At 43.7% G+C, this 25547-nt stretch carries 22 protein-coding genes, 3 tRNA genes and 3 pseudogenes; 14 read left to right on the plus strand and 14 right to left on the minus strand.

All coding sequences use genetic code 11. The features are described from left to right. Window positions 1–10: 10 nt before the first annotated feature. The 4 genes from rlmH (at window position 11) to secB (ending at window position 2320) form a co-directional block, all read left to right on the plus strand. The gene (rlmH, locus tag MIS45_RS10510) at window positions 11–481 is read left to right on the plus strand and encodes a 23S rRNA (pseudouridine(1915)-N(3))-methyltransferase RlmH (protein WP_249442584.1); all 471 of its coding nucleotides are present in this window, start codon (window positions 11–13) and stop codon (window positions 479–481) included. Between the two features lie 302 nt (window positions 482–783). Further along, entirely contained in the window at window positions 784–1476 is a 693-nt protein-coding gene (locus MIS45_RS10515; protein ID WP_249450498.1) for an OmpA family protein, read from the plus strand. A gap of 112 nt (window positions 1477–1588) precedes the next feature. Beyond that, window positions 1589–1846: a glutaredoxin 3 gene (grxC, locus tag MIS45_RS10520; RefSeq protein WP_249442586.1), complete on the plus strand. Its 258-nt coding sequence runs from the start codon at window positions 1589–1591 to the stop codon at window positions 1844–1846. A 30-nt stretch (window positions 1847–1876) separates the two neighbouring features. Then, on the plus strand, window positions 1877–2320 hold the full coding sequence (gene secB / locus MIS45_RS10525; RefSeq protein ID WP_249442587.1) for a protein-export chaperone SecB: 444 nt from the start codon (window positions 1877–1879) through the stop codon (window positions 2318–2320). A 46-nt stretch (window positions 2321–2366) separates the two neighbouring features. On the opposite strand, the gene aroA is transcribed toward secB, so the two are convergent. Further along, entirely contained in the window at window positions 2367–3662 is a 1296-nt protein-coding gene (gene aroA / locus MIS45_RS10530; protein ID WP_249450499.1) for a 3-phosphoshikimate 1-carboxyvinyltransferase, read from the minus strand. A 367-nt stretch (window positions 3663–4029) separates the two neighbouring features. On the opposite strand from aroA, the gene orn reads away from it, so the two are divergent. After that, on the plus strand, window positions 4030–4578 hold the full coding sequence (gene orn, locus MIS45_RS10535) for an oligoribonuclease (protein WP_249445920.1): 549 nt from the start codon (window positions 4030–4032) through the stop codon (window positions 4576–4578). A 108-nt stretch (window positions 4579–4686) separates the two neighbouring features. Here the strand turns inward: orn and MIS45_RS10540 are convergent, their stop codons facing one another. The 3 genes from MIS45_RS10540 to MIS45_RS10550 form a co-directional block, all read right to left on the minus strand. Next, window positions 4687–5493, minus strand: a complete 807-nt coding sequence (locus MIS45_RS10540; RefSeq protein WP_249445581.1) for an integrase core domain-containing protein — start codon at window positions 5491–5493, stop codon at window positions 4687–4689. A 114-nt stretch (window positions 5494–5607) separates the two neighbouring features. Then, window positions 5608–5856 (minus strand): nucleotidyltransferase family protein, encoded by a 249-nt coding sequence (locus MIS45_RS10545; protein ID WP_249442592.1) that lies wholly within the window; start codon window positions 5854–5856, stop codon window positions 5608–5610. Window positions 5857–6085: 229 nt separating this feature from the next. Then, a tRNA-Ser gene (locus MIS45_RS10550) sits at window positions 6086–6176 on the minus strand. 194 nt (window positions 6177–6370) lie between these two features. On the opposite strand from MIS45_RS10550, the gene clpB reads away from it, so the two are divergent. Further along, window positions 6371–8947 carry an ATP-dependent chaperone ClpB gene (gene clpB, locus MIS45_RS10555; protein ID WP_249450500.1) on the plus strand — a complete coding sequence of 859 codons (2577 nt, stop codon included), beginning with the start codon at window positions 6371–6373 and terminating at the stop codon, window positions 8945–8947. Between the two features lie 171 nt (window positions 8948–9118). On the opposite strand, the gene frr is transcribed toward clpB, so the two are convergent. Together frr and MIS45_RS10565 are read right to left on the minus strand one after the other, a co-directional pair. Beyond that, on the minus strand, window positions 9119–9676 hold the full coding sequence (frr, locus tag MIS45_RS10560) for a ribosome recycling factor (RefSeq protein ID WP_249445922.1): 558 nt from the start codon (window positions 9674–9676) through the stop codon (window positions 9119–9121). 186 nt (window positions 9677–9862) lie between these two features. Further along, window positions 9863–11146 carry a valine--pyruvate transaminase gene (locus tag MIS45_RS10565; RefSeq protein WP_249450501.1) on the minus strand — a complete coding sequence of 428 codons (1284 nt, stop codon included), beginning with the start codon at window positions 11144–11146 and terminating at the stop codon, window positions 9863–9865. A 177-nt stretch (window positions 11147–11323) separates the two neighbouring features. Between MIS45_RS10565 and MIS45_RS10570 the strand changes: the two are divergent. After that, window positions 11324–11483 (plus strand): annotated as a pseudogene (locus MIS45_RS10570) (IS630 family transposase); the annotation flags it as partial. An 83-nt stretch (window positions 11484–11566) separates the two neighbouring features. On the opposite strand, the gene MIS45_RS10575 reads toward MIS45_RS10570, so the two are convergent. The 3 genes from MIS45_RS10575 to MIS45_RS10585 all read right to left on the minus strand — a co-directional run bounded on the left by MIS45_RS10575 (window position 11567) and on the right by MIS45_RS10585 (window position 13143). After that, window positions 11567–11642 (minus strand) — tRNA-Ala (locus MIS45_RS10575). 5 nt (window positions 11643–11647) lie between these two features. Further along, window positions 11648–11724, minus strand: a tRNA-Met gene (locus MIS45_RS10580). 42 nt (window positions 11725–11766) lie between these two features. Next, window positions 11767–13143, minus strand: a complete 1377-nt coding sequence (locus MIS45_RS10585) for an FAD-binding oxidoreductase (RefSeq protein WP_249450502.1) — start codon at window positions 13141–13143, stop codon at window positions 11767–11769. Between the two features lie 811 nt (window positions 13144–13954). Between MIS45_RS10585 and MIS45_RS11450 the strand changes: the two are divergent. The 3 genes and pseudogenes from MIS45_RS11450 to dnaQ form a co-directional block, all read left to right on the plus strand. Further along, a pseudogene (locus MIS45_RS11450) lies at window positions 13955–14362 on the plus strand (C40 family peptidase); the annotation flags it as partial. 72 nt (window positions 14363–14434) lie between these two features. Next, window positions 14435–14647 carry a hypothetical protein gene (locus MIS45_RS10595; protein WP_249442597.1) on the plus strand — a complete coding sequence of 71 codons (213 nt, stop codon included), beginning with the start codon at window positions 14435–14437 and terminating at the stop codon, window positions 14645–14647. A gap of 58 nt (window positions 14648–14705) precedes the next feature. Continuing rightward, a complete protein-coding gene (gene dnaQ / locus MIS45_RS10600; protein WP_249442598.1) occupies window positions 14706–15431 on the plus strand; it encodes a DNA polymerase III subunit epsilon in 726 nt (241 codons plus the stop codon). 45 nt (window positions 15432–15476) lie between these two features. Here dnaQ and nadD read toward each other — a convergent pair whose 3' ends face one another. Next, window positions 15477–16079 carry a nicotinate-nucleotide adenylyltransferase gene (nadD, locus tag MIS45_RS10605; protein ID WP_249450504.1) on the minus strand — a complete coding sequence of 201 codons (603 nt, stop codon included), beginning with the start codon at window positions 16077–16079 and terminating at the stop codon, window positions 15477–15479. Then, window positions 16076–16657, minus strand: a complete 582-nt coding sequence (locus tag MIS45_RS10610) for a beta-class carbonic anhydrase (RefSeq protein WP_249448653.1) — start codon at window positions 16655–16657, stop codon at window positions 16076–16078. The genes nadD and MIS45_RS10610 overlap by 4 nt, the downstream gene beginning before the upstream one ends. Before the next feature lie 438 nt (window positions 16658–17095). On the opposite strand from MIS45_RS10610, the gene MIS45_RS10615 reads away from it, so the two are divergent. The 4 genes and pseudogenes from MIS45_RS10615 (at window position 17096) to MIS45_RS10630 (ending at window position 23635) form a co-directional block, all read left to right on the plus strand. Beyond that, the gene (locus tag MIS45_RS10615; protein ID WP_249450505.1) at window positions 17096–18016 is read left to right on the plus strand and encodes a metal ABC transporter solute-binding protein, Zn/Mn family; all 921 of its coding nucleotides are present in this window, start codon (window positions 17096–17098) and stop codon (window positions 18014–18016) included. A gap of 351 nt (window positions 18017–18367) precedes the next feature. After that, entirely contained in the window at window positions 18368–21397 is a 3030-nt protein-coding gene (locus MIS45_RS10620; RefSeq protein WP_249450506.1) for an ABC transporter ATP-binding protein/permease, read from the plus strand. 166 nt (window positions 21398–21563) lie between these two features. Next, entirely contained in the window at window positions 21564–22694 is a 1131-nt protein-coding gene (locus tag MIS45_RS10625; RefSeq protein ID WP_249450507.1) for an ABC transporter permease, read from the plus strand. A 336-nt stretch (window positions 22695–23030) separates the two neighbouring features. Then, a pseudogene (locus MIS45_RS10630) lies at window positions 23031–23635 on the plus strand (IS1595 family transposase). 83 nt (window positions 23636–23718) lie between these two features. On the opposite strand, the gene MIS45_RS10635 reads toward MIS45_RS10630, so the two are convergent. From MIS45_RS10635 to rplM, 3 genes are all read right to left on the minus strand, one after another. Further along, window positions 23719–24174: a ComEA family DNA-binding protein gene (locus MIS45_RS10635; RefSeq protein ID WP_249450508.1), complete on the minus strand. Its 456-nt coding sequence runs from the start codon at window positions 24172–24174 to the stop codon at window positions 23719–23721. A 416-nt stretch (window positions 24175–24590) separates the two neighbouring features. Further along, window positions 24591–24983, minus strand: coding sequence for a 30S ribosomal protein S9 (gene rpsI, locus MIS45_RS10640; protein WP_249442606.1), 393 nt, complete (start codon window positions 24981–24983; stop codon window positions 24591–24593). A gap of 17 nt (window positions 24984–25000) precedes the next feature. Beyond that, window positions 25001–25429 (minus strand): 50S ribosomal protein L13, encoded by a 429-nt coding sequence (gene rplM / locus MIS45_RS10645; RefSeq protein ID WP_249442607.1) that lies wholly within the window; start codon window positions 25427–25429, stop codon window positions 25001–25003. Window positions 25430–25547 lie beyond the last annotated feature (118 nt).

Consider the following 25547-nt stretch of genomic DNA (forward strand, 5'->3'; position numbering starts at 1 on the left):
GAAAAATAAAATGAATATTACCGTATTAGCCGTTGGTACAAAAATGCCACGTTGGGTAGATGAAGCTGTACACGAATACGCCAAACGATTTGGGCGCGATATAAACTATGCCCTAAAAGAAATCAAGCCCGAAAAACGCGGCGCAGGCATCAACGCAGCGCAAGGCATGGCAGCAGAAGAAAAACGCATCGTAGAAGCCATTCCCGATGGCGCGTTTTTGGTTATATTGGACGAACGTGGCAAAGCCCCTACTTCCATGGAGTTGGCAGAATATATGCGAGTATGGCAACAAAATGGCGAACATGTTTGTTTTGTGATTGGCGGTGCAGACGGCATGACAGATACCTTAAAACAAAAAGCACGCCTAATGATGCGCTTATCCAGCCTTACTCTGCCACACGGCATGGTACGCGTATTACTGACCGAACAACTTTATCGCGCGGTATCCATTTTGCACAATCACCCCTATCATCGCGAATAAACAAAAGGCAGCCTGAAACTCCGATTTATCTAAAATTTGTTGTTTTTGTACAACTGCAAAGTGTTAAATCATACTAAACATAAAGAAAATATATGACAAAGAACATGAACTTGGGTATTGTCGCAGCATGGCTATAAAGCCACTAAACCGCGTTTCTATTGACAGTAACGCAGCAAATTCTTTATAGTAACTATTGGTACAATTTAGGTTTGCGCCGAATGACCATAAAGCGGCAGCCTGAATCTTAAACACGTGGCAGATGATAATCCGCCATACAATCATTTTCTTGATGAGGGAATAAAATGACTAAACAACTTAAAGCAAGCGCATTGATTATCGCCCTGTTGGCTTCTACTGGCGCAATGGCTCACGAAATTCACGGTTACACTATCAGCGGACAATCTGGTAAAGTTGTTCGTAACAGCTACGGTGAATGCTGGGAAAACGCATTCTTGAACAAAGAAGGCAGCAACGTAGTGGAATGTGGTGGTCGTGAAGAATTTGAAACTGTTAATGAACCATATACAGTTTCAGAGGACAATACTGTAACGCTGAAATCTGAATTCTTGTTCGGCTTTGACAAAGACAACTTACGTCCAGAAGCTATCCAAACTCTGAACGAATTGGCTGCTCGTTTGTCTAACACACAAGTGCAAGCTGTTCGCGTTGAAGGTCATACAGACTTTATGGGTTCAGATGCTTACAACCAAGCTCTGTCTCAACGCCGTGCCAATACAGTAGCTAACTACTTGGTAAGCCAAGGCGTTCCTGCTGAGAAAATCACACCTGTTGGCTTGGGTGAAAGTCAAGCTCGTATGACTGCTGCTTGTCAAGCAGAAGTAGCTAAATTGGGTAGCAAAGTATCACGTGCGAAAAAACGTGCTGCTCTGATTGCATGTATTGAACCAGACCGTCGCGTAGATGTTCAAATTAATTCTTTGGTAACTCGTACTCGCCAAGTAACACGTCCTGTTACTCGTCCTGTTACTCAATAATTTAAAACTTTCCAACCATTTTAGATTGGTATAAGCATAATGAACCAGATTCTAACCATTTTTGTTGGAATCTGGTTTTTTTAAGTTTAAGGCAGCCTGAAAGTAGAAAATCATGCCACATATTAAAATGTACACAGGTCCATTTTGCCCCTATTGCATGATGGCAAAACAGTTTTTAAAACAACTGGGTGTCAGCGAAATTGAAGAAATTCGAGTTGATAAAAGTCCCGAAATATTTGCCGAAATGCAGCAAATAACAGGACAACGCAGCGTGCCGCAAATTTTTATTGGCGAGACGCATGTGGGTGGTTTTACCGATTTGTATGCGCTGCATCAAAAAGGCGATTTACTGCCTTTGCTGGAAAAATAAATTAACTATCTGATTATAGAAAGAAATATTATGAGTAATGAACAAGCTGCACAACCTACGTTTAGCGTAGAAAAATTGTATGTCAAAGATTTGTCTTTGGAAGTGCCACACGCGCCTGCTATTTTCTTGGAGCAAGAAACGCCAGAAGTGGATATGCGTATCACAACCGAAAACGCCAAAGTAGAAGAGAATTTCTACGAATGTTCGGTTACGGTTACGGTTACCGCAAAATTGAACGATGGTCGCGTGGTGTTTTTGAACGAAGTTACCCAAGCGGGCATTTTCCATGTTTCCAATGTATCGGAAGAAGATGTGAAATTGTTGTTGGGCGTAGCGTGTCCAAACATTTTGTTCCCATACGCACGCGAAGCCGTATCCACAACGGTTACACGCGCAGGCTTCCCACCTGTGTTGCTCGCGCCAATTAATTTTGATGCGATGTATCATCAAGCACAAGAACAGCAAGCGCAATAATCTTAAATTGAAGGCAGCCTGAAAACTTTTCAGGCTGCCTGAATTTTTACGCGCTCAAACCATTGAACACATCAAAATAAGTCGGGAAGGTTTTGTGCGTGCATTTCGGGTCGTTGATTTGCACCGCCACACCCAGCAAACTCACCAGCGAAAAACACATCGCCATGCGGTGGTCGTCATAGGTGTCAATCGCTGCGCCGTTGGTCAATTTTTCGGGTGGCGTGATGTGGATTGCGTCCTGCTCTTCCACCACTTCCGCACCCACTTTCCGCAATTCGGTCGCCATCGCAGCAATGCGGTCGGTTTCCTTCACGCGCCACGATTCAATATTGCGAATGCTGCATTTCGCGCCCGTCGCCAATGCCACCACCGCCAAAGTCATGGCTGCGTCTGGAATGTGATTCGCGTCCAAATCAAAGGGCTGGATTTTTTGTTCGGGCACACGCGAAACTTCAATAAAATCATCGCCCCAAACCACGTTTGCGCCAATTTTCGCCAATTCGTGCGCGAACGCGACATCGCCCTGAATCGCGTTTTTGCCCAAACCTGTTACGCGAACGGGGTTGCCTGAAAGCAAACCTGCCGCCAAAAAATAGCTCGCGCTGGATGCATCGCCTTCCACGTTCACGATTTCGGGCGCGTGGTATTTCGCGTTTTCAGGCAGCCTGAAAAATTGGTAATCTTGATTTTCCACGTTTACGCCAAATTGTTTCAATAAATTCAAGGTAATATCAATATATGGCTTGGAAATCAAATCGTCGTCCACGCGGATTGTCCACGCTTCGCCTGTGAGTGGCAATGCCATTAACAATGCGGTCAAAAATTGGCTGGACACATTGCCTTTAATCGGGATTTCGCGAATTTGTTTGTCTGAAAAATCATGGATTTGCAAAGGGGGATAACCTTCGTTGCCCAAATAATCCACATTCGCGCCCGCAATTCGCAGCGCGTCCACCAAATCGCCAATCGGACGCTCGTGCATACGCGGCACGCCGTGCAAATAGTAGTCGCCGCCCAAAATCGCCAATGCGCCCGTCAAGGGGCGAAATGCGGTGCCTGCGTTGCCCAAAAACAAATCGGCTTGTTTATTGGGGAATTTGCCCGACTGCCCGACCAATTTCAGGCTGCCTGAATCGGTTTTTTGCATGGGAACACCCAATTTTTCAAGGGCTTCCAGCATGCGGTCGGTGTCGTCTGATTTGAGCAGCGAGCGGATTTCGCATTCATTGTCCGACAATGCCGCCAACAATAAGGTGCGGTTGCTGATGCTTTTGGAACCTGGTAAAGCGACTGTGTTGTGCGCTTTCAGGCTGCGTGGCGCGAGTGTGATTGCTTTTGTCATAATCTTTCCTTTTATAAAAATTTTGACGATATTATAGCGTTTAAATGGCAAAAAATATGGTTATTTAAAATATAATTTCAATGATGCGGTTTTCAGGTTGCATTTGATATAAAATGTTATCAAGCAGCCTGAAAACGGTGTTTTTCTGGTTTTTGCATAGATAAACGGAAAAAATGTGTTACTGCTATTATAGTCGTTTCAAATAAAAATAATACCGCGTTGCCAGCTCCCTTATGTACACGGCGGTTGCTGCCGCCTTGTCTTATTTCTATTTGAAACGACTATATAAACCGCAGTTTGTTATAATTTGGCTTTATCTGTGAATGTGGCGGTTTCAGGCTGCCTATGGTTATAGGAAAATGTAAGAATGAAAGACCAAAATAATTTGTGCTGGTTGGATATGGAAATGACGGGTTTGAATGCGGAAACGGATAAAATCATTGAAGTGGCGATGATTATTACCGATAAGGATTTAAATGTATTGGCACAATCAGAAGTGTATGCGATTCATCAAAGCGATGAAGTTTTGAATGCAATGGACGCATGGTGTACGGCAACACACGCACGCACGGGCTTGACGGAACGTGTGAAACAATCTACTTACACGGAAGCGGAAGTGGAGCAACGTTTGTTGGATTTTATGCAAGAATGGCTGCCTGAAAAAACCACGCCGATGTGTGGCAACACGATTCATCAAGACCGCCGTTTTATGGTGAAGCATATGCCGCGTTTGGAAGCGTATTTCCATTATCGCAATTTGGATGTATCCACGCTCAAAGAATTGGCGCGCCGTTGGCATCCTGCGGTGTATAAGGGCGTGGTGAAAAAAGGTTCGCACAAGGCTTTGGACGATATTTTGGAGAGTATTGAGGAATTGCGTTACTATCGTGCAACATTTTTGCGTTTGCCTGAATGAAAAAATAACAAGATGCGTGGATGTATAGTGGATTCAATTTAAATCAGGACAAGGCGACAGCGACTGCCGTGTACACCTAGTACATAGTGTAGAAATAAACCGAGTTGTTTACACAACAGGTTGAGAAAAATAAGCTTGTAACACTTCAAATGGCGTATCGCCATTTAAGGAACTGTGCGGCTTTACAGTATTATAAAAATTCACAAAACGACATAATTCCTTTTGCCGATGCAATGGATCAGTAAACTCTGTTTTCTCATACCACATCTGCATAATCGTTCGTATTACGCGTTCCGCTTTGCCATTGGTTTGTGGACGTGCTGGGCGAGTGAATTTTTGATTGATATTGTTTTCAAAACACGCCACACCAAACGCATGATTTGCCGCACCTTTGTATTCACTACCATTATCTGAATAAATGCAGTCAATTTGGTATGGGCAAGGCTCTATGACTTGTTCAGTTAGAAATTTAGCCGCACTTGTAGCAGTTTTATCAGGCAAAATGGCAGCATACAACTCACGAGAAAAATCATCAATAGCAACAAACAGATACTCACGTTTATCCGTTGCTTTTTGTCCTTTAAGTAAAGGTAAGCGTTTGGTATCTACATGTACCATTTCGCCAGGATAAGATTTATTGTATCGTTGTGCTTGCTTTTTGAGTTTCTCTTGAATTTCTCGTTCTACTTTGGCTAATCGTTTCATACCGTATTTTGCTTGTTTGAAACGATTGTTGGTGCTGTTTTGCGGTTTAAGTAGGCGAAGACGAGCGGCTTTCAGTACACGATAAATGGTTTGGCGACTAACCATAAAACGGCGAGCCAGTGAAGTAACGCTTTCTTTGTTTTGCGTATAAGCTAGCCAAATGGCTTGACGATGGTGTGGGGTAAGGCGAGTGTTCTTATGGATATTCATGGCAGTATTGTCTTTCAATACTGTAAACAACGCTAGTAATTTCTACACCTTATGTACTAGGTGTACACGGCGGTCGCTGTCGCCTTGTCCTGATTTAAATTGAATCCACTATATTCATAAGGGTTGCGCCTCCGCTAAAACTTTCTGGCGAAATGTTTCAGGCAAATCTTTGGGTGTACGCACATCAACCGAAATACCTAAACTTTGCTCCAATTCATCTTGCAAACCACCTAAATCAAACAAAGTGGTTTTCGGCAAGGGGTCAACCAGTAAATCCAAATCGCTGTACTCGGTATCTGTGCCATGCAAAACCGAGCCAAAAATACGAGGATTACGGATGCGATATTGCTGAAACCTTTGCAAAACCCTATTTTTTGAACTTTTTTGAAAAATAAATTTCTTAAAATTCAAAAAATTAAAATTTTTAAATATCAAATTTTAGGAGTTTTGCAAAGGTTTCATACTAAATGGATTAACCAAATAAGTCCAAAGCGCATTAATTTAATGCCAAAGTAAAATGGCATACTAATTGGCATACCAATAAATCTAAAAAATAAAACCCACTGAAAAATCAGTAGGTTTTGATAAATCTTGGCGGAGGCTGTGAGATTCGAACTCACGGAGGGCTATCAACCCTCGACGGTTTTCAAGACCGTTGCATTAAACCGCTCTGCCAAACCTCCGCTGCGGTAAAGTCAAAATAATATAGCTTATTCTCTATTTTGGCAAGTGTTTTATATAAAAAAATCCCACAAAATCACAACAAACTGATTTCAAAAAAATAAAATTTTCAGGCAGCCTGAAAGATAAACCTTGTTTTTCTCCATATTATCCCTATATCGTGGGCATAGAAAATTCATTCAAGGATACGCACATTATGAGATATGACAAATTTACTAGTAAATTTCAGGCTGCCTTGCAAGCCGCTCAAAGTCTCGCCATAGCAGCAGACAATGGTTATTTGGAAGCAGCGCATGTTTTGAAAGTGCTGCTAGAGGACAATCAAAATGGCATGGCAGCACTACTTGCGCAAGCAGGTGGCGATGTTCAACAAATCAAACAAAGCATTCAGGCTGTGTTAAATACTTTGCCAAAGGTTTCAGGACAAGGCGGCGAAATGTATCCCAGCCGAGAATTGCAAAATGCTTTGAATTTGATGGATAAAGCGGCTGTTAAACGTGGAGATGCTTATATTGCTAGCGAATTATTTTTGTTGGGCATAATGCAAGCCAATGGTGCAACAGGCAAAATTTTGCAAGATGCAGGAGTAACAGAAAACAAATTAACACAAGCCATTGAACAACTGAACAAAGGACAAACTGTGGACAATCCCAACGCCGAAGACCAACGTGAAGCATTAAAAAAATACACTTTGGATTTAACCGAACGCGCACGCGAAGGCAAACTTGACCCTGTGATTGGTCGCGATGACGAAATCCGTCGCGCCATTCAGGTTTTGCAACGTCGCACAAAAAACAATCCTGTTTTGATTGGCGAACCTGGGGTCGGCAAAACGGCGATTGTGGAAGGCTTGGCGCAACGGATTGTGAATGGCGAAGTGCCTGAATCTTTGCGCAATAAGCGTTTGTTGGTGTTGGATTTGGCGGCTTTGATTGCGGGCGCGAAATACCGTGGCGAATTTGAAGAACGCTTGAAAGCCGTATTAAATGATTTGGCACAAGATGATGGCAACAGTTTGATTTTTATTGATGAAATTCACACATTGGTCGGCGCAGGCAAAACCGATGGCGCAATGGACGCAGGCAATATGCTCAAACCCGCGTTGGCGCGTGGCGAATTGCATTGCATTGGCGCGACCACGCTGGACGAGTATCGCCAATACATTGAAAAAGATGCGGCTTTGGAACGCCGTTTCCAAAAAGTCTTGGTGAATGAACCCAGTGTAGAAGACACGATTGCGATTTTGCGTGGTTTGCAAGAACGCTATGAAATCCATCACAGCGTAGACATCACCGACCCTGCGATTGTGGCGGCGGCGGAATTGTCCAATCGCTACATCACCGACCGTTTCCTGCCTGACAAAGCCATTGATTTGATTGACGAGGCAGCCAGTCGCATCAAAATGGAAATGGATTCCAAACCAGAGGCGATGGACAAACTTGACCGCCGCATCATTCAATTACAAATGGAAAAAATGCACGTTGCCAAAGAAACCGATGAGGCAAGCAAAAAGCGTTTGGCACTCATTGACGAAGAAATTGGCAGCCTGCAAAAAGAGTATGCCGATTTGGAAGAAATCTGGAAAGCCGAAAAAGCCGCATCGGTCGGTTCAAGCGATGTGAAAAAACAAATTGAAGAAACGCGCCTGAAAATTGAGCAAGCCAAACGTGCTGGCGATTATGCCAAAGCATCTGAATTGGAATACGGCGTGTTACCCAAATTGTTGCAGCAATTACAAACCGCCGAGCTTTCAGGCAGCCTGAAAACCGCTAACAAATTGTTTCGCACCGAAGTGGGCGCGGAAGAAATCGCGGAAATTGTGTCGCGCATGACGGGTATTCCCGTTGCCAAAATGATGGAGGGCGAGCGCGAGAAGTTATTGAAAATGGAAGATGTTCTGCATAAACGCGTGGTGGGGCAAGACGAAGCCGTCCGCGCGGTGGCAGACGCGATTCGCCGCAGCCGTTCGGGTTTGGCTGACCCAAATAAGCCGTATGGCAGTTTCCTGTTTTTGGGGCCAACGGGCGTGGGCAAAACGGAATTGTGCAAAACGTTGGCAAGTTTTCTGTTTGACAGCGAAGAGCATTTAATCCGCATTGATATGTCGGAATACATGGAAAAACACAGCATTGCGCGTTTAATTGGTGCGCCCCCCGGTTATGTGGGCTACGAAGAAGGTGGCTATTTGACCGAACAAGTGCGCCGCAAACCGTATAGCGTGATTTTGCTGGACGAAGTGGAAAAAGCCCACCCCGATGTGTTCAATATTTTGCTGCAAGTGTTGGACGATGGTCGTTTGACCGATGGGCAAGGTCGCACGGTGGATTTTAAAAACACGGTGATTGTGATGACGAGCAATATTGGCAGTCAGCATATTCAAGATTTAGGCGATACGGCAGACTATGACGCGGTAAAAGCAGCGGTCATGGGTGATGTGAAAGCGTATTTCCGTCCTGAATTGATTAACCGCATTGATGAAGTGGTGGTATTCCATGGTTTGAGTCAAGCGAATATTCGCAATATTGCTGCGATTCAATTAGGCAGCCTGAAAAAACGCTTGACAGCACAGAACTTGCGTTTAGAAATTTCAAACGCAGCATTAGATTTGATTGCGGCAGAAGGTTTTGACCCTGTGTATGGGGCACGTCCACTCAAACGCGCCATTCAGGCGGAAATTGAAAATCCGCTTGCCAAAGCTTTGTTAAGTGGTCAATATGCACCCGAAAGTGTGATTCGCATTGATGTTCATGATGACTATTTGATATTTGCATAATCAAATATATAAGGCAGCCTGAAACATAATTTTATGTTTCAGGCTGCCCTTATCATCATAATATTATAGTGGATTCAATTTAAATCAGGACAAGGCGACAGCGACCGCCGTGTACACATAGTACATAAGGGAGCTGGCAACGCTGTACTGGTTTAAATTGAATTCACTATATTAAATTGCCATTAAATCTTCTTCTTTGCTTGCCAACATTTTATCAACATCAGCAATATATTTATCGGTCAATTTTTGTACCGCTTCTTCGCCACGACGTGCTTCATCTTCCGATACTTCCTTGTCTTTCAACAATTTTTTGATGTGATCATTGGCATCGCGGCGCACGTTGCGAATGGAAACACGACCATCTTCAGCTTCGCTACGCACCACTTTAATCAAATCTTTGCGGCGTTCTTCTGTCAGCATTGGCATGGGTACGCGGATTAAATCGCCAACCGATGCAGGATTCAAGCCCAAATTAGAATCACGAATCGCTTTTTCAATTTTGCTTGCCATATTGCTTTCAAACGGTTTCACGCCGATGGTTCGCGCGTCCAACAAAGTTACGCTTGCCACTTGGCTCACAGGCACTTCGCTACCCCAATATTCCACAGAAACTTGGTCAAGCAAACCCGTGTGGGCGCGACCAGTACGCACTTTGGCAAGATTATCGCTCAATACTTCAATGGAGCGTTTCATTTTGGTTTCAGCTGATTTTTGAATGTCATTAATCATTTTTTCTGTCTCAAAAATATTTTCAGGCTGCCTGAAAACTGGGTGGATTAAAAAGGGTAAATGGTAACGTGATTGCGAGATAAGGACAAGTATTTCCTTGATTTTATTTGTATCATATCAACAAAAGGCAGCCTGAAAAATATGTCGTATCTTTTCATGCTGCCTTTATTTAAAAAATTTTAAAGATTATTTTGCTGCATCATACACTTCGCGCACAATCGCACCAATGTCGGCAATCCCTTTTTCCAGCGTTTCATCGGGTTGTGCAATGCTCATGCGGATGCATTCATGCGCATGACGATAATTTTGCGTATCCAGTCCCACAAAAAAATGTTCGCTTGGAATAATCAATGTGCCGCGTTCTTTCAGGCGTTCATACAATTCTTGCGATGTAATCGGCAAATCTTGGAACCAAACCCACAGGAAAATCGCGCCTTCTGGCTTGTGGATTTTCATTGGATACGCGCCCAATTCTTTTTTCAGCAGCGAAACCGCCAATGTTGCTTGTTTTTTGTAAAACGGTTGGATATGTTTATCAGATAACGTTTTCAGGCTGCCATCTTGCAATAATGGTGTAACCAGTGCGCCACCAAAACGTGTGGGCGCAAGATTGACAATCGCATTCAGGCTGCTAATCGCTTGTACCACTTCGGGTGCGGCAACAATAATGCCTGTGCGCACCCCTGGTAAACCGACTTTGGACAAGCTGAAACACAAAATAATATTCTCATGCCATGTCAGCGTGGCATCACTATGGATGATATTAGGAAATGGCATACCATAGGCATTATCAATAATTAAAGGAATGTGATATTTTTGTGCTAATGCATCTAAATGCGCCATTTCGTCATCGGTCAGCACATTGCCCGTTGGATTGGTTGGACGTGAGCAACAAATCGCGCCAATTTTGCCATTTTTCAATTCAGGCAAATTCTCCAGCGCATCAAAATCCACGCGATATTTGAAGAAACCGTGTTCGCCTTCATGCGACACATCTTCCATTTTGGGTGGTACGGAAATAAAGTGTTTGCCTTCAACATGTGCATCGCCATAGCCAATGTATTCGGGTGCAAGCGGCAACAAAATGGATTTGTCGCCATCGGCAAATTTGCCGCCGAACAAATTGAATAAATAGAAAAATGCGTTTTGTGAGCCGTTGGTCAGCGCAATATTGTCGGTTGTCAAACCCCAGTTGTATTCACGATTGAAAAAATCCACCAATGCTTGTAATAATTTTGCATCGCCTTGTGGTGTGGAATAATTACCGACACTTTCCACGCCTGCGCCATTGGCAACAATTTGTTCCAAAACGGTTTGGTAAACCGCGTCTATTTCAGGAATCCGCGCTGGATTACCACCACCCAGCATATTAATAGGGCGGTCGCTATTAAGCGCATTACCCAAATCGTCCATTAATTGCAAAATACCCGTTTTCTGGGTGAACTTGTTACCAAAATTAGAAAATTTCATTGTGTTTCCCTTGTTTTTATGAATTTTTAAGTGGAAAAGATTTTATAGCAAGAAAAGGATTTTGTGGGGAGAAATATTTTAAAAATGTGAATTTAGGTTAATTTCTATAAAGGCAGCCTGAAAAATATCAGAACCATTTTATTTTCATAGGTGTAGAAATAAACCGCGTTATTTACACAATGGAGGCATAAAATTTTGCCACTTGCACCTTATTCACCAGAGCTTAATCCCATAGAACAAACATGGGCAAACATTAAGAGATATGCGAACCATCTTACCCAGCGGAAGGCATTTGCATTTTACTGATACATTAGTGTCCTATTCTTATTTTAACTGACTATATTTACACCATTATTTACCCCCCATGAAAGGGAAAAAGAAAAAGGACTTACCTAAAAATAGTTAAGTCCTTGTTTAATTTGGTGGAGGTAAGCGGGATCGAACCGCTGACCTCTTGCATGCCATGCAAGCGCTCTACCAACTGAGCTATACCCCCAAAACTGGTGGCGAATCAGGGATTCGAACCCCGGACACAAGGATTATGATTCCTCTGCTCTAACCGACTGAGCTAATTCGCCGTGTTTGAAAGACCGAAACTATACTGATATTCCGTCATAGTGTCAATCACTTGGCAGCAATTTATTTGGGTTAAACAAACCGTGTGGGTCAAGTTGTGCTTTGATGGCACGCATCAAGGCGATTTCATCGGGCGTGCGCACGGTGTGCAGCCAATGTTTTTTCAGGCTGCCTATGCCGTGTTCGGCGGCAATGGTGCCATTTTGTGCGATAACATGATGATAAACAATGGTATTAATCGCATCTTCGTATTGATAAACATCGTTGTTTTTCACAGGCAAAAAGGTGTTGTAATGCAAACTGCCATCGCCCAAATGTCCAAATATCACCAATTGCATTTCGGGATATTTTTGCATCAATTCTGCGCTGCAATTTGCTACAAAATCAGCAACATGCACAATCGGTACGGCAATATCGTGTTTGATATTCGCACCCAAAGCGCGTTGGCTAGCGGAAATATTTTCGCGCAATGTCCATAAATCTTGTCGTTCTTGCTCGGATTGGGCTAATACGCTGTTTTCATAATGATTTTGATACAGAAATTCTGCCAATAAATCGCCCAAATCATCGCGTTTCAGGCTGTCTGTCAATTCCAATAAAATATGCCATGCGGATTGTGTCGGTGGGGTGATGCGGCTGTGTTGTGCGGAAATTTGGAGCGCAAATTCGCTGATAAGTTCAAAGCTGCACAAGCGTTCAGCAAAATGATTTTTGACCAGCGACAATAATTGGACGGCAGCCTGAATGCTTGCTACGCCAATCCATGCGGTGGCGATGGTTTGCGGTGGCGCAAATAATTTGAGCGTCGCGCCTGTGATGATGCCAAGCGTACCTTCACTACCAATAAACAAATGTTTCAATTCATACGCGGTGGTATTTTTGTGCAAAGGTGGCAAGTGAGAAACGATTTCGCCATTCGGTAACACGATTTCTAAACCCATGACCAAATCGCGCATGGTGCCATAACGCAAAACATTTAAGCCGCCTGCGTTGGTGGCAATATTGCCGCCAATTTGACATGAACCTTGACTGGCAAGGCTTAATGGAAAAAAACGATTGACTTCGGCAGCAGCGGTTTGAATATTTTGTAAAATGCAGCCTGAATCTACGGTAATGGTATTGTCGGCAAGATTGATGTTTCTGATTTGATTGAGTTTGCTGACATTCAACACAATCCCACTTTGGGCAACGCTACCGCCAACTGTGCCTGTATTACCGCCTTGTGGTGTGATGGGAATGCGATTGGTGGCGCAAAATCGGACGATTTTTTGTACATTTTCTACGCTTTTGGGTTGTACCACCAAACAATTTTGGCTGACATAGCGTTTGCGTTGGTCAAGCAAAAATGGGGCTTGGTCGGCTGGGATTTCGCTGGGGGAAAGGAAAGTAAGCAGTTGTGTATGCAGGGTTGATGTTGGCATGATTTGAGGCAGCCTGAAAATAAATAAGGCGAAAATTATAACAAAAGGCAGCCTGAAACCTAAATTTCCTTGCATTTTCTGACAGTTTTTAACGTGTCATTGCGCGAAATCGGTTAGAATGCACTTATTGATGATTTAACCTAAATAGATTATGAACCGATATTGTTATCGTCTCGCTGTTTTGTTTTTATTGGCTGTTGGAACAGTCAGCCATGCTGCGCCTAAATCTAACGAAACCAAAGCACGTCCTGCACAACAAAAACAGGCTGCAAACACTAAATCTACGGCTACCAAACCAAACAATACCAAACGTGAAACGGCTCGTAATGACAAAACGAACCAAAGTAATAAGGCTAAACAAGCAACACCAACTCGTACGACTAATAAGCGTGAAGAAGCAACAAAAAATACGGCTGCTTCCAAGCAAACGACTCAGCAATCCAATCGTTCTACTGCTAAATCTAGCAGTAGCAATGCACGCACAGCATCTAAAACAACAGTAAATACCAAACCTGCGACATCGTCTAAAGTGGCAACTGCACCTAAAACAACAGCATCGTCCAAAACAACGACGACATCCAAAACAACAAATACAACCAAATCAGCGACCACACCTAAAAACGCAACCACGTCTAAAACGACGCCGCCGTCTAGAACTGCGACTGCACCCAAGACAACGGCTACGCCCAAACCAACTGCTACACCTAAAACAACAACTGCACCCAAACCAGCAGCAACCCCAAAACCGACTACGCAACCCGCACCGCAACCACGTCCACAGCCAGCGCAAAAAAGTCCACCTGTGAGTAACAGTCGTGGTGATGCAGATGAATTGATTAGCAGCGCAATGGGATTTTTGGGCGTGGCATACCGATTTGGTGGGACATCGCCCACAGGCTTTGATTGCAGTGGTTTTATGCAATATGTGTTCCGCAAAGCATTTGCTGTGAATTTGCCGCGTACTTCTGCTGAACAAGCGACTGTGGGCGTGCATGTATCACGCAGCGATTTGCAACCAGGGGACATGGTATTTTTCCGTACACGCGGTTCACGCATTTCGCATGTGGGCATGTATGTCGGCAATGACCGTTTTATTCATGCGCCACGCTCGGGTAAAAGCATTGAAATCACCAGTTTGTCCAACAAATACTGGAATAGCAGATATGCAACTGCACGTCGTGTGAAACGCAATAATGCACAAAATTTTATTCGGAATTGATTTTCAGGCTGCCTTTATATAAATATAATAGTGCAAAAGGCAGCCTGAAAACAACATCAAAAAGGAAACAAGATGGCACAACCCCAAATGCCCAAATGGTATAGCGACAATGGCGACCCTGTATCCTGTACCGAAAAAATCAAAGTGATGCAGCAAAACATGGACGAGTTGTATCAAACCGCACAAGATGCGTTTGAAGATGCTTTGTTGATGGGTTGCAGCGAAACGCAATTACGCGAATATTTTCAAAAACTTATTCAAAATTTAGAAAATCCGTATCAATAAATAGGCAGCCTGAAAACGTTTCAGGCTGCCTTTCGCCACCAAATAAACAGGATAAAACATGAGTGTTCTTCGTCAAATTATTTTGGATACTGAAACCACAGGTTTCAACCACAGCGACCCTGATAATCCCGACCGCATGATTGAATTTGCGGGCTTGGAAATGAAAAATCGCCAATTTACCGACAATAATCTGCATTTGTATATTCATCCAGAGCGTGATATTCCCGAAGAAGCGATTCAGGTGCATGGGATTACTTTGGACAAATTGGCAGGTAAACCTGTATTCGCCGAAGTGGCGCAGCAAATTTTTGATTATTTGCAAGGCGCGGAATTGATTATCCACAATGCGAAATTTGACGTGGGATTTTTGAATGCGGAATTTGCCAGAGTGGGTTTGCCAACGGTGGAGAGCATTTGCCCGAATGTGATTGATACGTTGCAAATGGCGCGTGATGCTTACCCAGGGCAGAAAAATAGTTTGGATGCCTTGTGTTTGCGTTTGGACGTGGACAGAAGTAAGCGGGTATTGCATGGCGCATTGATTGACTGCGAATTATTGGGCGGTGTGTATCTGAAAATGACGCAAACGCAGTTTAGTTTGACTGACCAGTTTGATTCTATTTCGGCGAGTGCGGCGGCGGAAAACAGAGTACCACGTCCTGAATATTTGCGTGTTTTGCGTGCCAGCGATGAGGAAGTGGCGGCGCATGAAGCGTATTTGGATAAACTGGGCGAGACGTGTCTTTATCGTCAAAACATAGTGGACAAGGTAACAGCAGAATAATTAAAAGGCAGCCTGAAAAATAGTTTCAGGCTGCCTTCTATATATTTACCGATACAATTTTTCACGCGTAATATAATCTGCTACTGTTTCAGGCAGCCATTCATCAGCTTTTTTGCCTTTTGCCAATTCGGCACGAATTTGCGTGGAACTGACATCATACAAAGGTGCAGACAAGATTTTCAGGCTGCCTTTTTGCAAAGCATCGCCCAACCAATCGCGCAATTCATGCGGTGCGCTCATCAGATTTTGCCCTGCACGCGCGGCAACGGCAATATGCGTGTGGCGCACAAAAGTTTGCCAATTTTTCCATGTATGCAGTTGCAACAGGCTGTCCATGCCCAATAACCACCACAATTCATCTTTCGGGTAATGTTGCTTGAAAATTTGCACCGTATCCACCGAATAAGTTGCCCCTTCGCGTACCATATCCAAATCGCTGGCGGCAAAATGTGGCTTGTCAGCAATCGCTGCTTCCACCATCGCCAAACGATGCTTTGCTGCCACACGCTCGCCTTGTTTGTGATACGGGTCGCCAGCAGGTAAAAATACCACTGTATCCAACGCCAATTCTTCGGCAAACGCATGGGCAATGTGCAAATGTCCTTTGTGAATCGGGTCAAAACTGCCACCAAATAAACCGAGTTTCATGCTGCAGATTCCTGTGCTTCATTGACATCTTCTTCCACCAACGACAATCCACCTGTGTGCGGGTCAATGACCAATCCGTGTACTGCAATGTGTTTGGGCATCAGCGGATGATTGCGAATGGTATTAACGGTGTGGCGCACGCTGGTTTCCACGTCATCAAAACCTGTTAGCCATGCGTTTAAATCAATGCCAGCATTACGCAGCGTGTCAATGCGTTCATCGGGAATACCTTGTTCACGCGCTTTTTCCAAAAATTCAGGCGCATTTAAACCACGCATACCGCAGTCAAAATGTGCCACCACCATAATTTCTTCTACGCCCAATTCAAATACCGCAACCAACAAAGAACGCATGACCGCACCCCATGGATGCATCACCAACGCACCTGCGCTTTTAATCATTTTCACATCGCCATTACGCAAGCCCAACGCGGCAGGCAATAATTCCACCATGCGCGTATCCATGCACGACAAAATCGCCAATTTGCGTTCGGGGTATTTACCTGCTTCAAAGGCTTCATAGGCTTTTGATGCGACAAATTCACGGTTATGCGCCAAAATTTCATTCAATTCAGACATGCTTTTTCCTTGTAGGATAATGATGAGTGTGATGTCGCATTATACGGTTTTCAGGCTGCCTTGGGTTAATTGGATAAAAAGGCAGCCTGAATGGGTTTTGCAAAAATTTCAGATTACAGTGAATTTTTGAATCCGACACATCTTGTACCACATGGAAAATATTGGATATATATAGTCGCTTAAAATAAAAATAGGACAAGGCGACCACGCCCGCCGTGTACACCGAGTACATAAGGGTGCTGACAACGCTGTACTGGTTTAGCAAATTCACTATAACTATCTGACTTACATGTAAAAAATATATTTAATACATCATTTTTTCAGGCTGCCTGAATATTTTTTATCGTGTATCATAAGGCAGCCTAAAAAACTGTGTTATACCGTAACGCAAAATCATGTACAATGCCTTTCTTTTAGCACCAACACAGGAGATGTATCATGTTCAACAAAATGATTAAACCGACCACTTGCGCCGTTGCATTATTGTTTTCAGGCTGCATTTGGGCGGACACTTTACCCGTAGTCAGCAGTTTCAGTATTTTGGGCGATGTAACCAAACAAATCGGTGGTAATCGCGTGAGCGTAACCAATTTGGTGGGCGCAGATGCAGATGCACACGCTTATCAATTAACCAGCGCAGATGTGAAAAAAATTGCAGGCGCAAAACTTGTGTTGCTCAACGGTTTGGGTTTGGAACAAGCCGATGTTTTGCGTGCGGTAAGACAAAGTCGCGTGCCCTATGCCGAAGCCACAGCAGGCATCACACCGCTGAAAAATGAAGAAGGCGGGCATCATCACCATCATCATGGCGAAGACGGACATCATCACGACCATGGCGAATTTGACCCACACGTTTGGCACGACCCTGTTTTGATGCAAAAATATGCCGCCAATGTAACCGCCGCCTTAATTAAAGCCGACCCTGCTGGTGCTAGCTATTATCAAGCACGTTTCAAAACCTATTCTGCCGAATTGGTGAAATTGGACGCTTACGCCCGTCAGCAATTCAATGCCATTCCACGCGATAAACGCAAAGTTTTGACAGGACATCACGCGTTTAATTATTTGGCAAAACGCTACGGCGTTACTTTCCTTGCGCCACAAGGTGTCAGCACCGAAGCGCAACCTTCTGCGAAAACCGTGGCAGCGATTATCCGCCAAATCAAACAACAAGGCGTGAAAGCCGTGTTCGCGGAAAACATTAAAGACGGTCGCATGGTACAGCGCATCGCCCAAGAAACAGGCGTGAAAATGGGTGGTACTTTGTATTCTGATGCGTTGAGCAAAGGCGCACCTGCTAAAACTTATACCGATTTATTCCGCTACAATGTACGTGTGATGAGCAGCGCGATGAAATAATTGGTAGAAAATTAAATTCAATCAAAAGGCAGCCTGAAAATAAGTTCTCAGGCTGCCTTTAAATATTAAAAAACAGATTTTTCATTTATTTATTGTTTTCAGGCTGCATTTTTTGATATAAATACTTTCAGGCTGCCTTTCATTACCCTACAAAATAAAAAACATCGTCATTCCCGCGTAGGCGGGAATCCAACGTTGAGTTACACAAACTTTTGTTTCTTAAAGTTAAAAATGGATTCCCGCCTACGCGGGAATGACGGCAGCTTTTTCTGTTTCAGGCAGCTTATTTCAGTTTTGTAGGGTAGTGAAAGGCTGCCTGAAAAAACCATTTCCCCTACTTTATTCATACTTATGAACGCCATTTCCATCCAAAATCTTTCCCACCGTTTCGGCAATGTACTCGCATTGGACAACGTATCGCTGGACATTCCAAGCGGCGCAACCGTTGGCTTAATCGGGCCCGACGGCGTAGGCAAATCCACCCTATTGTCGCTGATTGCAGGCGTGCGCGTGATACAAACAGGCAATGTGAATGTTTTGGTCGGCAATATGGCAGATGCAGCCACACGACAAGCCCTGTCGCATCGCATTGCCTATATGCCGCAAGGTTTGGGACGGAATTTGTATCCCACCTTATCCGTGTACGAAAACATTGAATTTCACGCACGATTATTTGGACTCAACGCAGCAGAATGCCAACAACGCATTCAACGATTATTGGACGCGACAGGACTCGCGCCCTTTCCCGACCGCGCCGCAAGCAAACTATCAGGTGGCATGAAACAAAAATTGAGTTTGTGTTGCGCCTTGGTACACAATCCCGAAATCTTGATTTTGGACGAACCAACCACAGGCGTTGACCCCTTGTCGCGCCGTCAATTTTGGCAATTGGTCAGCGATTTGCAGCAAGAACAAAGCGGCATGACCGTGATTGTCGCCACCGCATACATTGACGAAGCGGAACAATTTGAACATTTATTGGCGATGGACGCAGGCAAATTATTGGTTAATCAACCCACGCGCCAAGTCATGCAACAATTGGGCGCAAGCACATTAGAAGAAGCCTATATCCAATTATTGCCCAAAGAAAAACAAGGTTCAGGCAGCCTGAAAATCACGCCATTTGAACCTTTGCCCAATATGCCGCCCGTAATGGAAGCACATGGTTTAACCAAAAAATTTGGCGATTTTACCGCCGTCAATCACGTCAGTTTCACCATTCAAAAAGGCGAAATTTTTGGTTTTTTGGGCGCGAACGGTTGCGGCAAATCCACCACCATGAAAATGCTGACAGGCTTGATTCCTACCACCGAAGGCACCGCTAAATTGCTCGGTCAGCCTATTGATGCCGACAATGCAGAAATTCGTATGCGCGTGGGTTATATGTCGCAAGCCTTTTCTTTATACGAAGAATTGACCGTCAAACACAATCTGGTTTTGCACGCCAAGTTATACCAAATGGACGGCGAAAGTGGTCGCGCCGCCGTCCAAAAAGCCTTGCGTGATTTTGATTTGGACAATGTTGCCGATGTTGCGCCTGCATCTTTGCCGCTGGGGATTCGCCAGCGTTTGCAATTAGCAGCCGCGTGTTTGCATTCGCCCGAAGTGTTGATTTTGGACGAACCGACTTCGGGCGTGGACCCTGCCGCGCGTGATATGTTTTGGCGCACTTTGCTCAAATTATCGCGCGAAGACCGCATGACGATTTTCGTGTCCACGCATTTTATGAACGAAGTGGAACGCTGCGACCGCATTTCCATGATGAATCGTGGCCGCGTTTTGGCGATTGGTACACCAGCGGAACTCATCGCACAAACGGGTCAGCCGAATATGGAAGAAACCTTTATTCATTATTTGTTGCAAGATGCGCGTGATGAAACGGCAGAACGGGCGGCGAAACGAACGTATCAAGCCGATAATCCACATCATGAATCTTTCAGGCAGCCTGAAAACATAGGCAGCCTGAAATATGAAAATGGAGAACCGATTTGTTTGGGCGATGATGTGCAAGAGGGTAAATTACAGGGGCGCGTGGTGGCGTTAATCGCGCAAAATCAATACTCAGACCATATGAACGCGCAAGATTGGGCGCATTTGCAAACAGGCGCGGTGGTGGATTTTGAGCAAGCAGGTTTTGTGCATTATGCCGACCAACCATCTGCTAATCATTTGTTGTTTATTTCGCGTGTGATTTCGCCCGTTTCAGGCAGCCTGAAAACCGAAACCACATTTGAAAAACATGACCGCAGCCAAAATTGGCGGTATTTATTGGCTACGGTGTGGACATTTGCGTTGCGTGAAACCAAAGAATTGGTGCGCGGTAAAATCCGTTTGTTTTTTGCGCTGTTTGGTCCGTTGATTATGTTGGCATCTATTGGCTGGGCGATTTCGTTTGATGTCAATAATCTGCATTTTGCGGTATGGGACAAAGACCAAAGTGCGATTAGTCGGCAGTTGGCACAACAATTTCGTGGTTCAGCGTATTTTATAGAGCTGCCTGAAATTCATTCTGCTGCCGAAGCGGATAGATTGTTGCAAAGTAATCGGGCGATGTTGATTGTGGATATTCCTGCGGGATTTGGGCGCGATGTGCAACAAGGTAGGCAGCCTGAAATCGGCATCATGATTGACGGCACCACGCCATTTAATGCCAGCAATGTCAATGCTTATTCTGCGGCATTGGTGCAGCGATTTAATCTGGAATTTCTGCAAGAACAAGGTTTCAGGCTGCCTGAAAGTGCGGCGATTGTGCCACGTTATATGTATAACCAAGATTTCAAAAGCGTTAATGCAATGGTACCTAGCATGTTAATGATGATGCTGATGATGATTCCTGCGATTATGACGGCGTTGAGTGTGGTGCGTGAGCGCGAAATGGGGTCTATTGCCAATTTGTACGCATCGCCTGCGCGTGTGTGGCAATATTTGTTGGGTAAACAGTTGCCGTATATTGTGATGGGCGCGACCAATGCCTTGTGTTTGACCGTGATGGTGGTGTTTTGGTTTGGTGTGCCGTTGAAAGGTTCGTTTTGGGCATTGATGTTGGGCGCAACTTTATTGGTGTGCGCGTCCACGGCTTTGGGTTTGCTGGTGTCATCATTTGTGAAATCGCAAACGGCGGCGTTTTTCATCAGTTCACTGGGGACGATGATTCCGACCGTGAATTTTTCGGGCTTGATGTATCCCGTTTCCACCATGACGGGTGGCGCAAAAGCGATGGGCTTGGGTTTTCCTGCATCGTGGTTTCAGCGCATCAGCATTGGCAGTTTTACCAAAGGATTGGGCGTGCCGAATTTGTTGATGGAATGCGCGATTTTGGCGATGTTTGGCATCGTTTATTTGATGCTGGCGTGTATTTCATTGAGAAAACAAGAAAAATAATGTTTCAGGCTGCCTTACTGTACACAATAAAAAAGATTTCCGTAGGTCGGGCATTTATGCCCGACATGATGAATCACGGCGTATGGTGTTGGGCATGAATGTCCGACCTACAACTGCTTTTTGTATTGTTATTTATATTCAGGCAGCCTGAAAAAGGAATAAACAAATGAACCGAACCTTCAAAAACATCTGGGCATTGATGCGTAAAGAATTTCGCAGCGTATTTGGCGACAAAGTTTTGTCAGTATTGATTGTGCTGGTGTTCACGGGCATGGTGATTCAGGCTGCCAATGGTATCAGTACCGATGTCAAAAATGCCACCGTTGGCGTGATTGATTTAGACCATTCCACTTTATCGCATCGCATTGTGGACAGTTTGCTGGAACCGCAGTTCAAAAAACCTGTTTACATTCAACGCGAACAAGCGGACGAATTGATGGACAAAGGTCAGTTGATTTTTGTACTGGAATTTCCGCCCAATTTTGAAAAAGACATTGTGGCAGGGCGCGCACCCGAAGCACAATTATTGGTTGATGCCACCACCATGACCCAAGCGGGCATTGGGCAAGTGTATATTTCGCAGATTTTTCAGCGCGAAATTTTGGCGTTCACGGGACAAACGCAAATATTCCAGCAAATCATGCCCAGCCAATACGCGCTGAATGTGTTGTATAACCCAAATGGCGAAAGTCCATGGTTTCAAGGCGTGGCTCAAGTGAACAATATGATTTCCATGCTCGCGCTGGTGTTGGTGGGCGCGGCGGTGATTCGTGAGCGCGAACGTGGCACGATTGAGCATTTGTTGGTGATGCCTGTTACCGCCAGCGAAATTGTGTTAGCGAAAATTTTGGCAAATGGCTTGGTGGTATGCGTTGCGGCGACTTTGTCTATGCAATTTGTGGTGAGTGGCGTGATTGGTTTGCCGATTGCGGGCAGCATTGGGCTGTATTTTTTGGGAACGGCGGTGTTTATGTTTTCCGTTGCCAGCCTTGCCGTGATGTTGGCAACCCTTGCACCAACCATGCCACAATACAGTTTGCTGATGATGCCAATTTATATTGTGGCATTATTGTTTTCAGGCAGCTCATCGCCACGCCACAATATGCCGCAAACCGCGCAATGGGTAAGCGAATATTGGCCGACCACGCAATTTGCCACTTTCGCACAAAATGTAATTTTTCGCGGTGCGGGTCTGGAAATTGTTTATCCGCAATTATTGGCAATGGCGATTGTGGGTGGCGTGTTTTTGGGTTTTGCGCTGTTTCGGTTTCGCAAAATGTTGGAAAAACAGGGTTGATTATTTTTCAGGCTGAAACTTTTGCAAAATCTGTTCAGGCAGTCTGAAACCTTTGCAAATACCAAACTTATTCAGACTGCTTAAAAATTCGTAGGATGTATTCTGATATCCAACAATTTTTCAAATAAAAACAAATCATTATTATAGTGGATTCAATTTAAACCAGGACAAAGCGACAGCTCCCTTATGTACCAATGGCACATAAGGGAGCTGGCAATACTGTATCATTTTTATGGAGCTGTACTAGATAATTAGGTAAATTCAATTTAGGTTAGAATAATCCCCATGAAAGAATAATCCCCATGAAAAAACATGAAAAAAGTCGTTTAAGCTAGTATAAACAAACTCATTGAGCTATTTGTTGCCAGTATAACTGCTCGCACAGTAGTTCAATTGGTTAGAGTGAACAAAAATACAGCAGCCAGCCTATTATTTCTATCATTTACGCTTACTTATCTATCAAAAACAGCCTTCATTTGGAAATGCTAGAAGGTAAAATTGCAGTTGATAAAAGTTATTTTGGTGGTCTAATAAGGGGAAACGTGAACGTGGTACATCTAGAAAAGTCACTATATTTGGTCTTTTGAAGCGTAATGGTCAAGTTTACACGGTTGCTATTACCAATACACAGACAGCCACTTTATTACCGATTATGAGTGAAAAAGTAAAGCCTGACAGTATTGTTTACACGGATTGTTACCGCAGTTATGGCGTATTTGGATGTAAGTGCATTTAATCATTTTCGCATTAATCACGGTACGCATTTTACGGAAAAACACAATCATATAAATAGAATTGAAAACTTTTGTAGTCAAGCGAAACTTCATTTACACAAGTTTAACGGCATACCCAAAGTGCATTTTGAGCTGTATTTAAAGGAATACGAATGACGTTTCTCTTGTTCTATTTTCAAACAATTAGTAAAGCAACATTTGTTCTAGTTATCTAGTACAGCCCCAAAATGATTTTTTCCACCACACTTGTAAGCTACACCCTAATTTGTTTGGGTTACAAAAGTTGCATTCTAATTTTGAACACCTGATGCATTTTGTGTTACAGCTGCACCTGTTTCACCAGAAATCGTTACTCTGTTACGCAATTTTTCAACAGTTTTCTGACCAATTCCCTTCACTTCGGTCAGTTCATCTACTGATTTAAATCCACCATGTTGTTTACGATAAGCAATAATACTCTGAACTTTCGCTTCTCCAACACCCGTTCCTTTTAATGCTGCAACCAATTCTTCCGCAGTAGCCGTATTGATATTTACCACCACAGCTGGCGCAGCTTGATTATCAGCAGATTTTTTCTTACTCCTTGACTTTTTAGCAGGCTCTTCTTTTGCATTTTCTGCTGAAACCGAACTTTCAGACATTAAACCAACCGCATTTGTTGAGTTATTAGTTTGCTGCTCACCACAAGCAGATAATCCTAATAATGCAGATACACATAATAAAAAGGTTAATTTTTTGAATTTCATCACATGAACTCCCATACAAATGTGTTTTTAACAATGATTACTGGTAATTCGTTTCGCAGTTATATAATGAATTATTTTTTAAAATTAGGACAGCATTTTAGTTAGTCTATCCTAGTTCCAATTTAATCCACTGTATCACTTTCACACTAACAATGCTACATCATCAGCGATATCCAGAATATCATAATTCTTCTTATTTTTCATTGAAATTTACCATTTTAGATAAGTATAGTGAATTCAATTTAAACCAGTACAGCGTTGCCAGCTCCCTTATGTACTAGGTGTACACGGCAGTCGCCGTCACTTTGTCCTGATTTAAATTGAATCCACTATAGTTTCAGACATTCAGGCAGCCTGAAAATAAAAAAGCACTTTCCAAAATGGAAGTGCTTTTTTGTAATCCATAAAACGTAAAATTAACGTTTTGAGAATTGTTTTGCACGACGTGCTTTGCGCAAACCTGGTTTTTTACGTTCAACTTCACGCGCATCACGAGTTACAAAGCCTGCAATAGACAATGCTGGTTTCAATGCTGCGTCGTAATCAATCAAAGCACGAGTAATGCCATGACGTACTGCACCAGATTGACCTGTTTCGCCACCACCTGTTACGTTTACTTTGATGTCAAATGCTTCTAGGTTTTCAGTCAAAACCAAAGGTTGGCGTACCACCATGCGACTGGTTTCGCGTGAGAAAAACTCATCAACTGGGCGACCGTTTACAATGATTTGACCTGTGCCTTTTTGCAAGAACACACGAGCTACTGAGCTTTTACGGCGACCTGTGCCGTAGTAGTATTTACCGTTCATTTATCTGTGTCCTTCAATTAAATATCTAAAACTTTAGGTTGTTGCGCAGCGTGTTGGTGTTCTGCACCAGCATACACTTTCAGTTTTTTAATCATTGCGTAACCCAAAGGACCTTTTGGCAACATGCCTTTAACGGCTTTTTCCAAAGCACGACCTGGGAATTGCTCTTGCATTTCGCGGAATGTGCGTTGATAAATACCACCAGCATAACCAGAGTGGCGATAGTAAATTTTGCCTTCGTTTTTATTGCCTGTTACGCACAATTTGTCAGCATTGATAACAATAATGTAATCACCCGTATCAACATGAGGTGTGTATTCAGGTTTGTGTTTACCGCGCAAACGGCTTGCAACTTCTGCTGCTACGCGACCCAATACTTTGTCAGTCGCATCAATCACAAACCATTCGCGTTGCACTTCGTGCGGTTTCGCTGAAAAGGTTTTCATGGGATTAAGTCCAATAAATATAATAATAGAAACCGCTAATTTTATGGATTTTTTACTTTTATGTCAATCGCTACGTGCATTTGTTTTGAAGGCTGCCTGAAAATATTTTCAGGCAGCC

Origin of the sequence: Wielerella bovis (assembly GCF_022354465.1) — a bacterium.
In the GTDB taxonomy this organism is placed as follows: domain Bacteria; phylum Pseudomonadota; class Gammaproteobacteria; order Burkholderiales; family Neisseriaceae; genus Wielerella; species Wielerella bovis.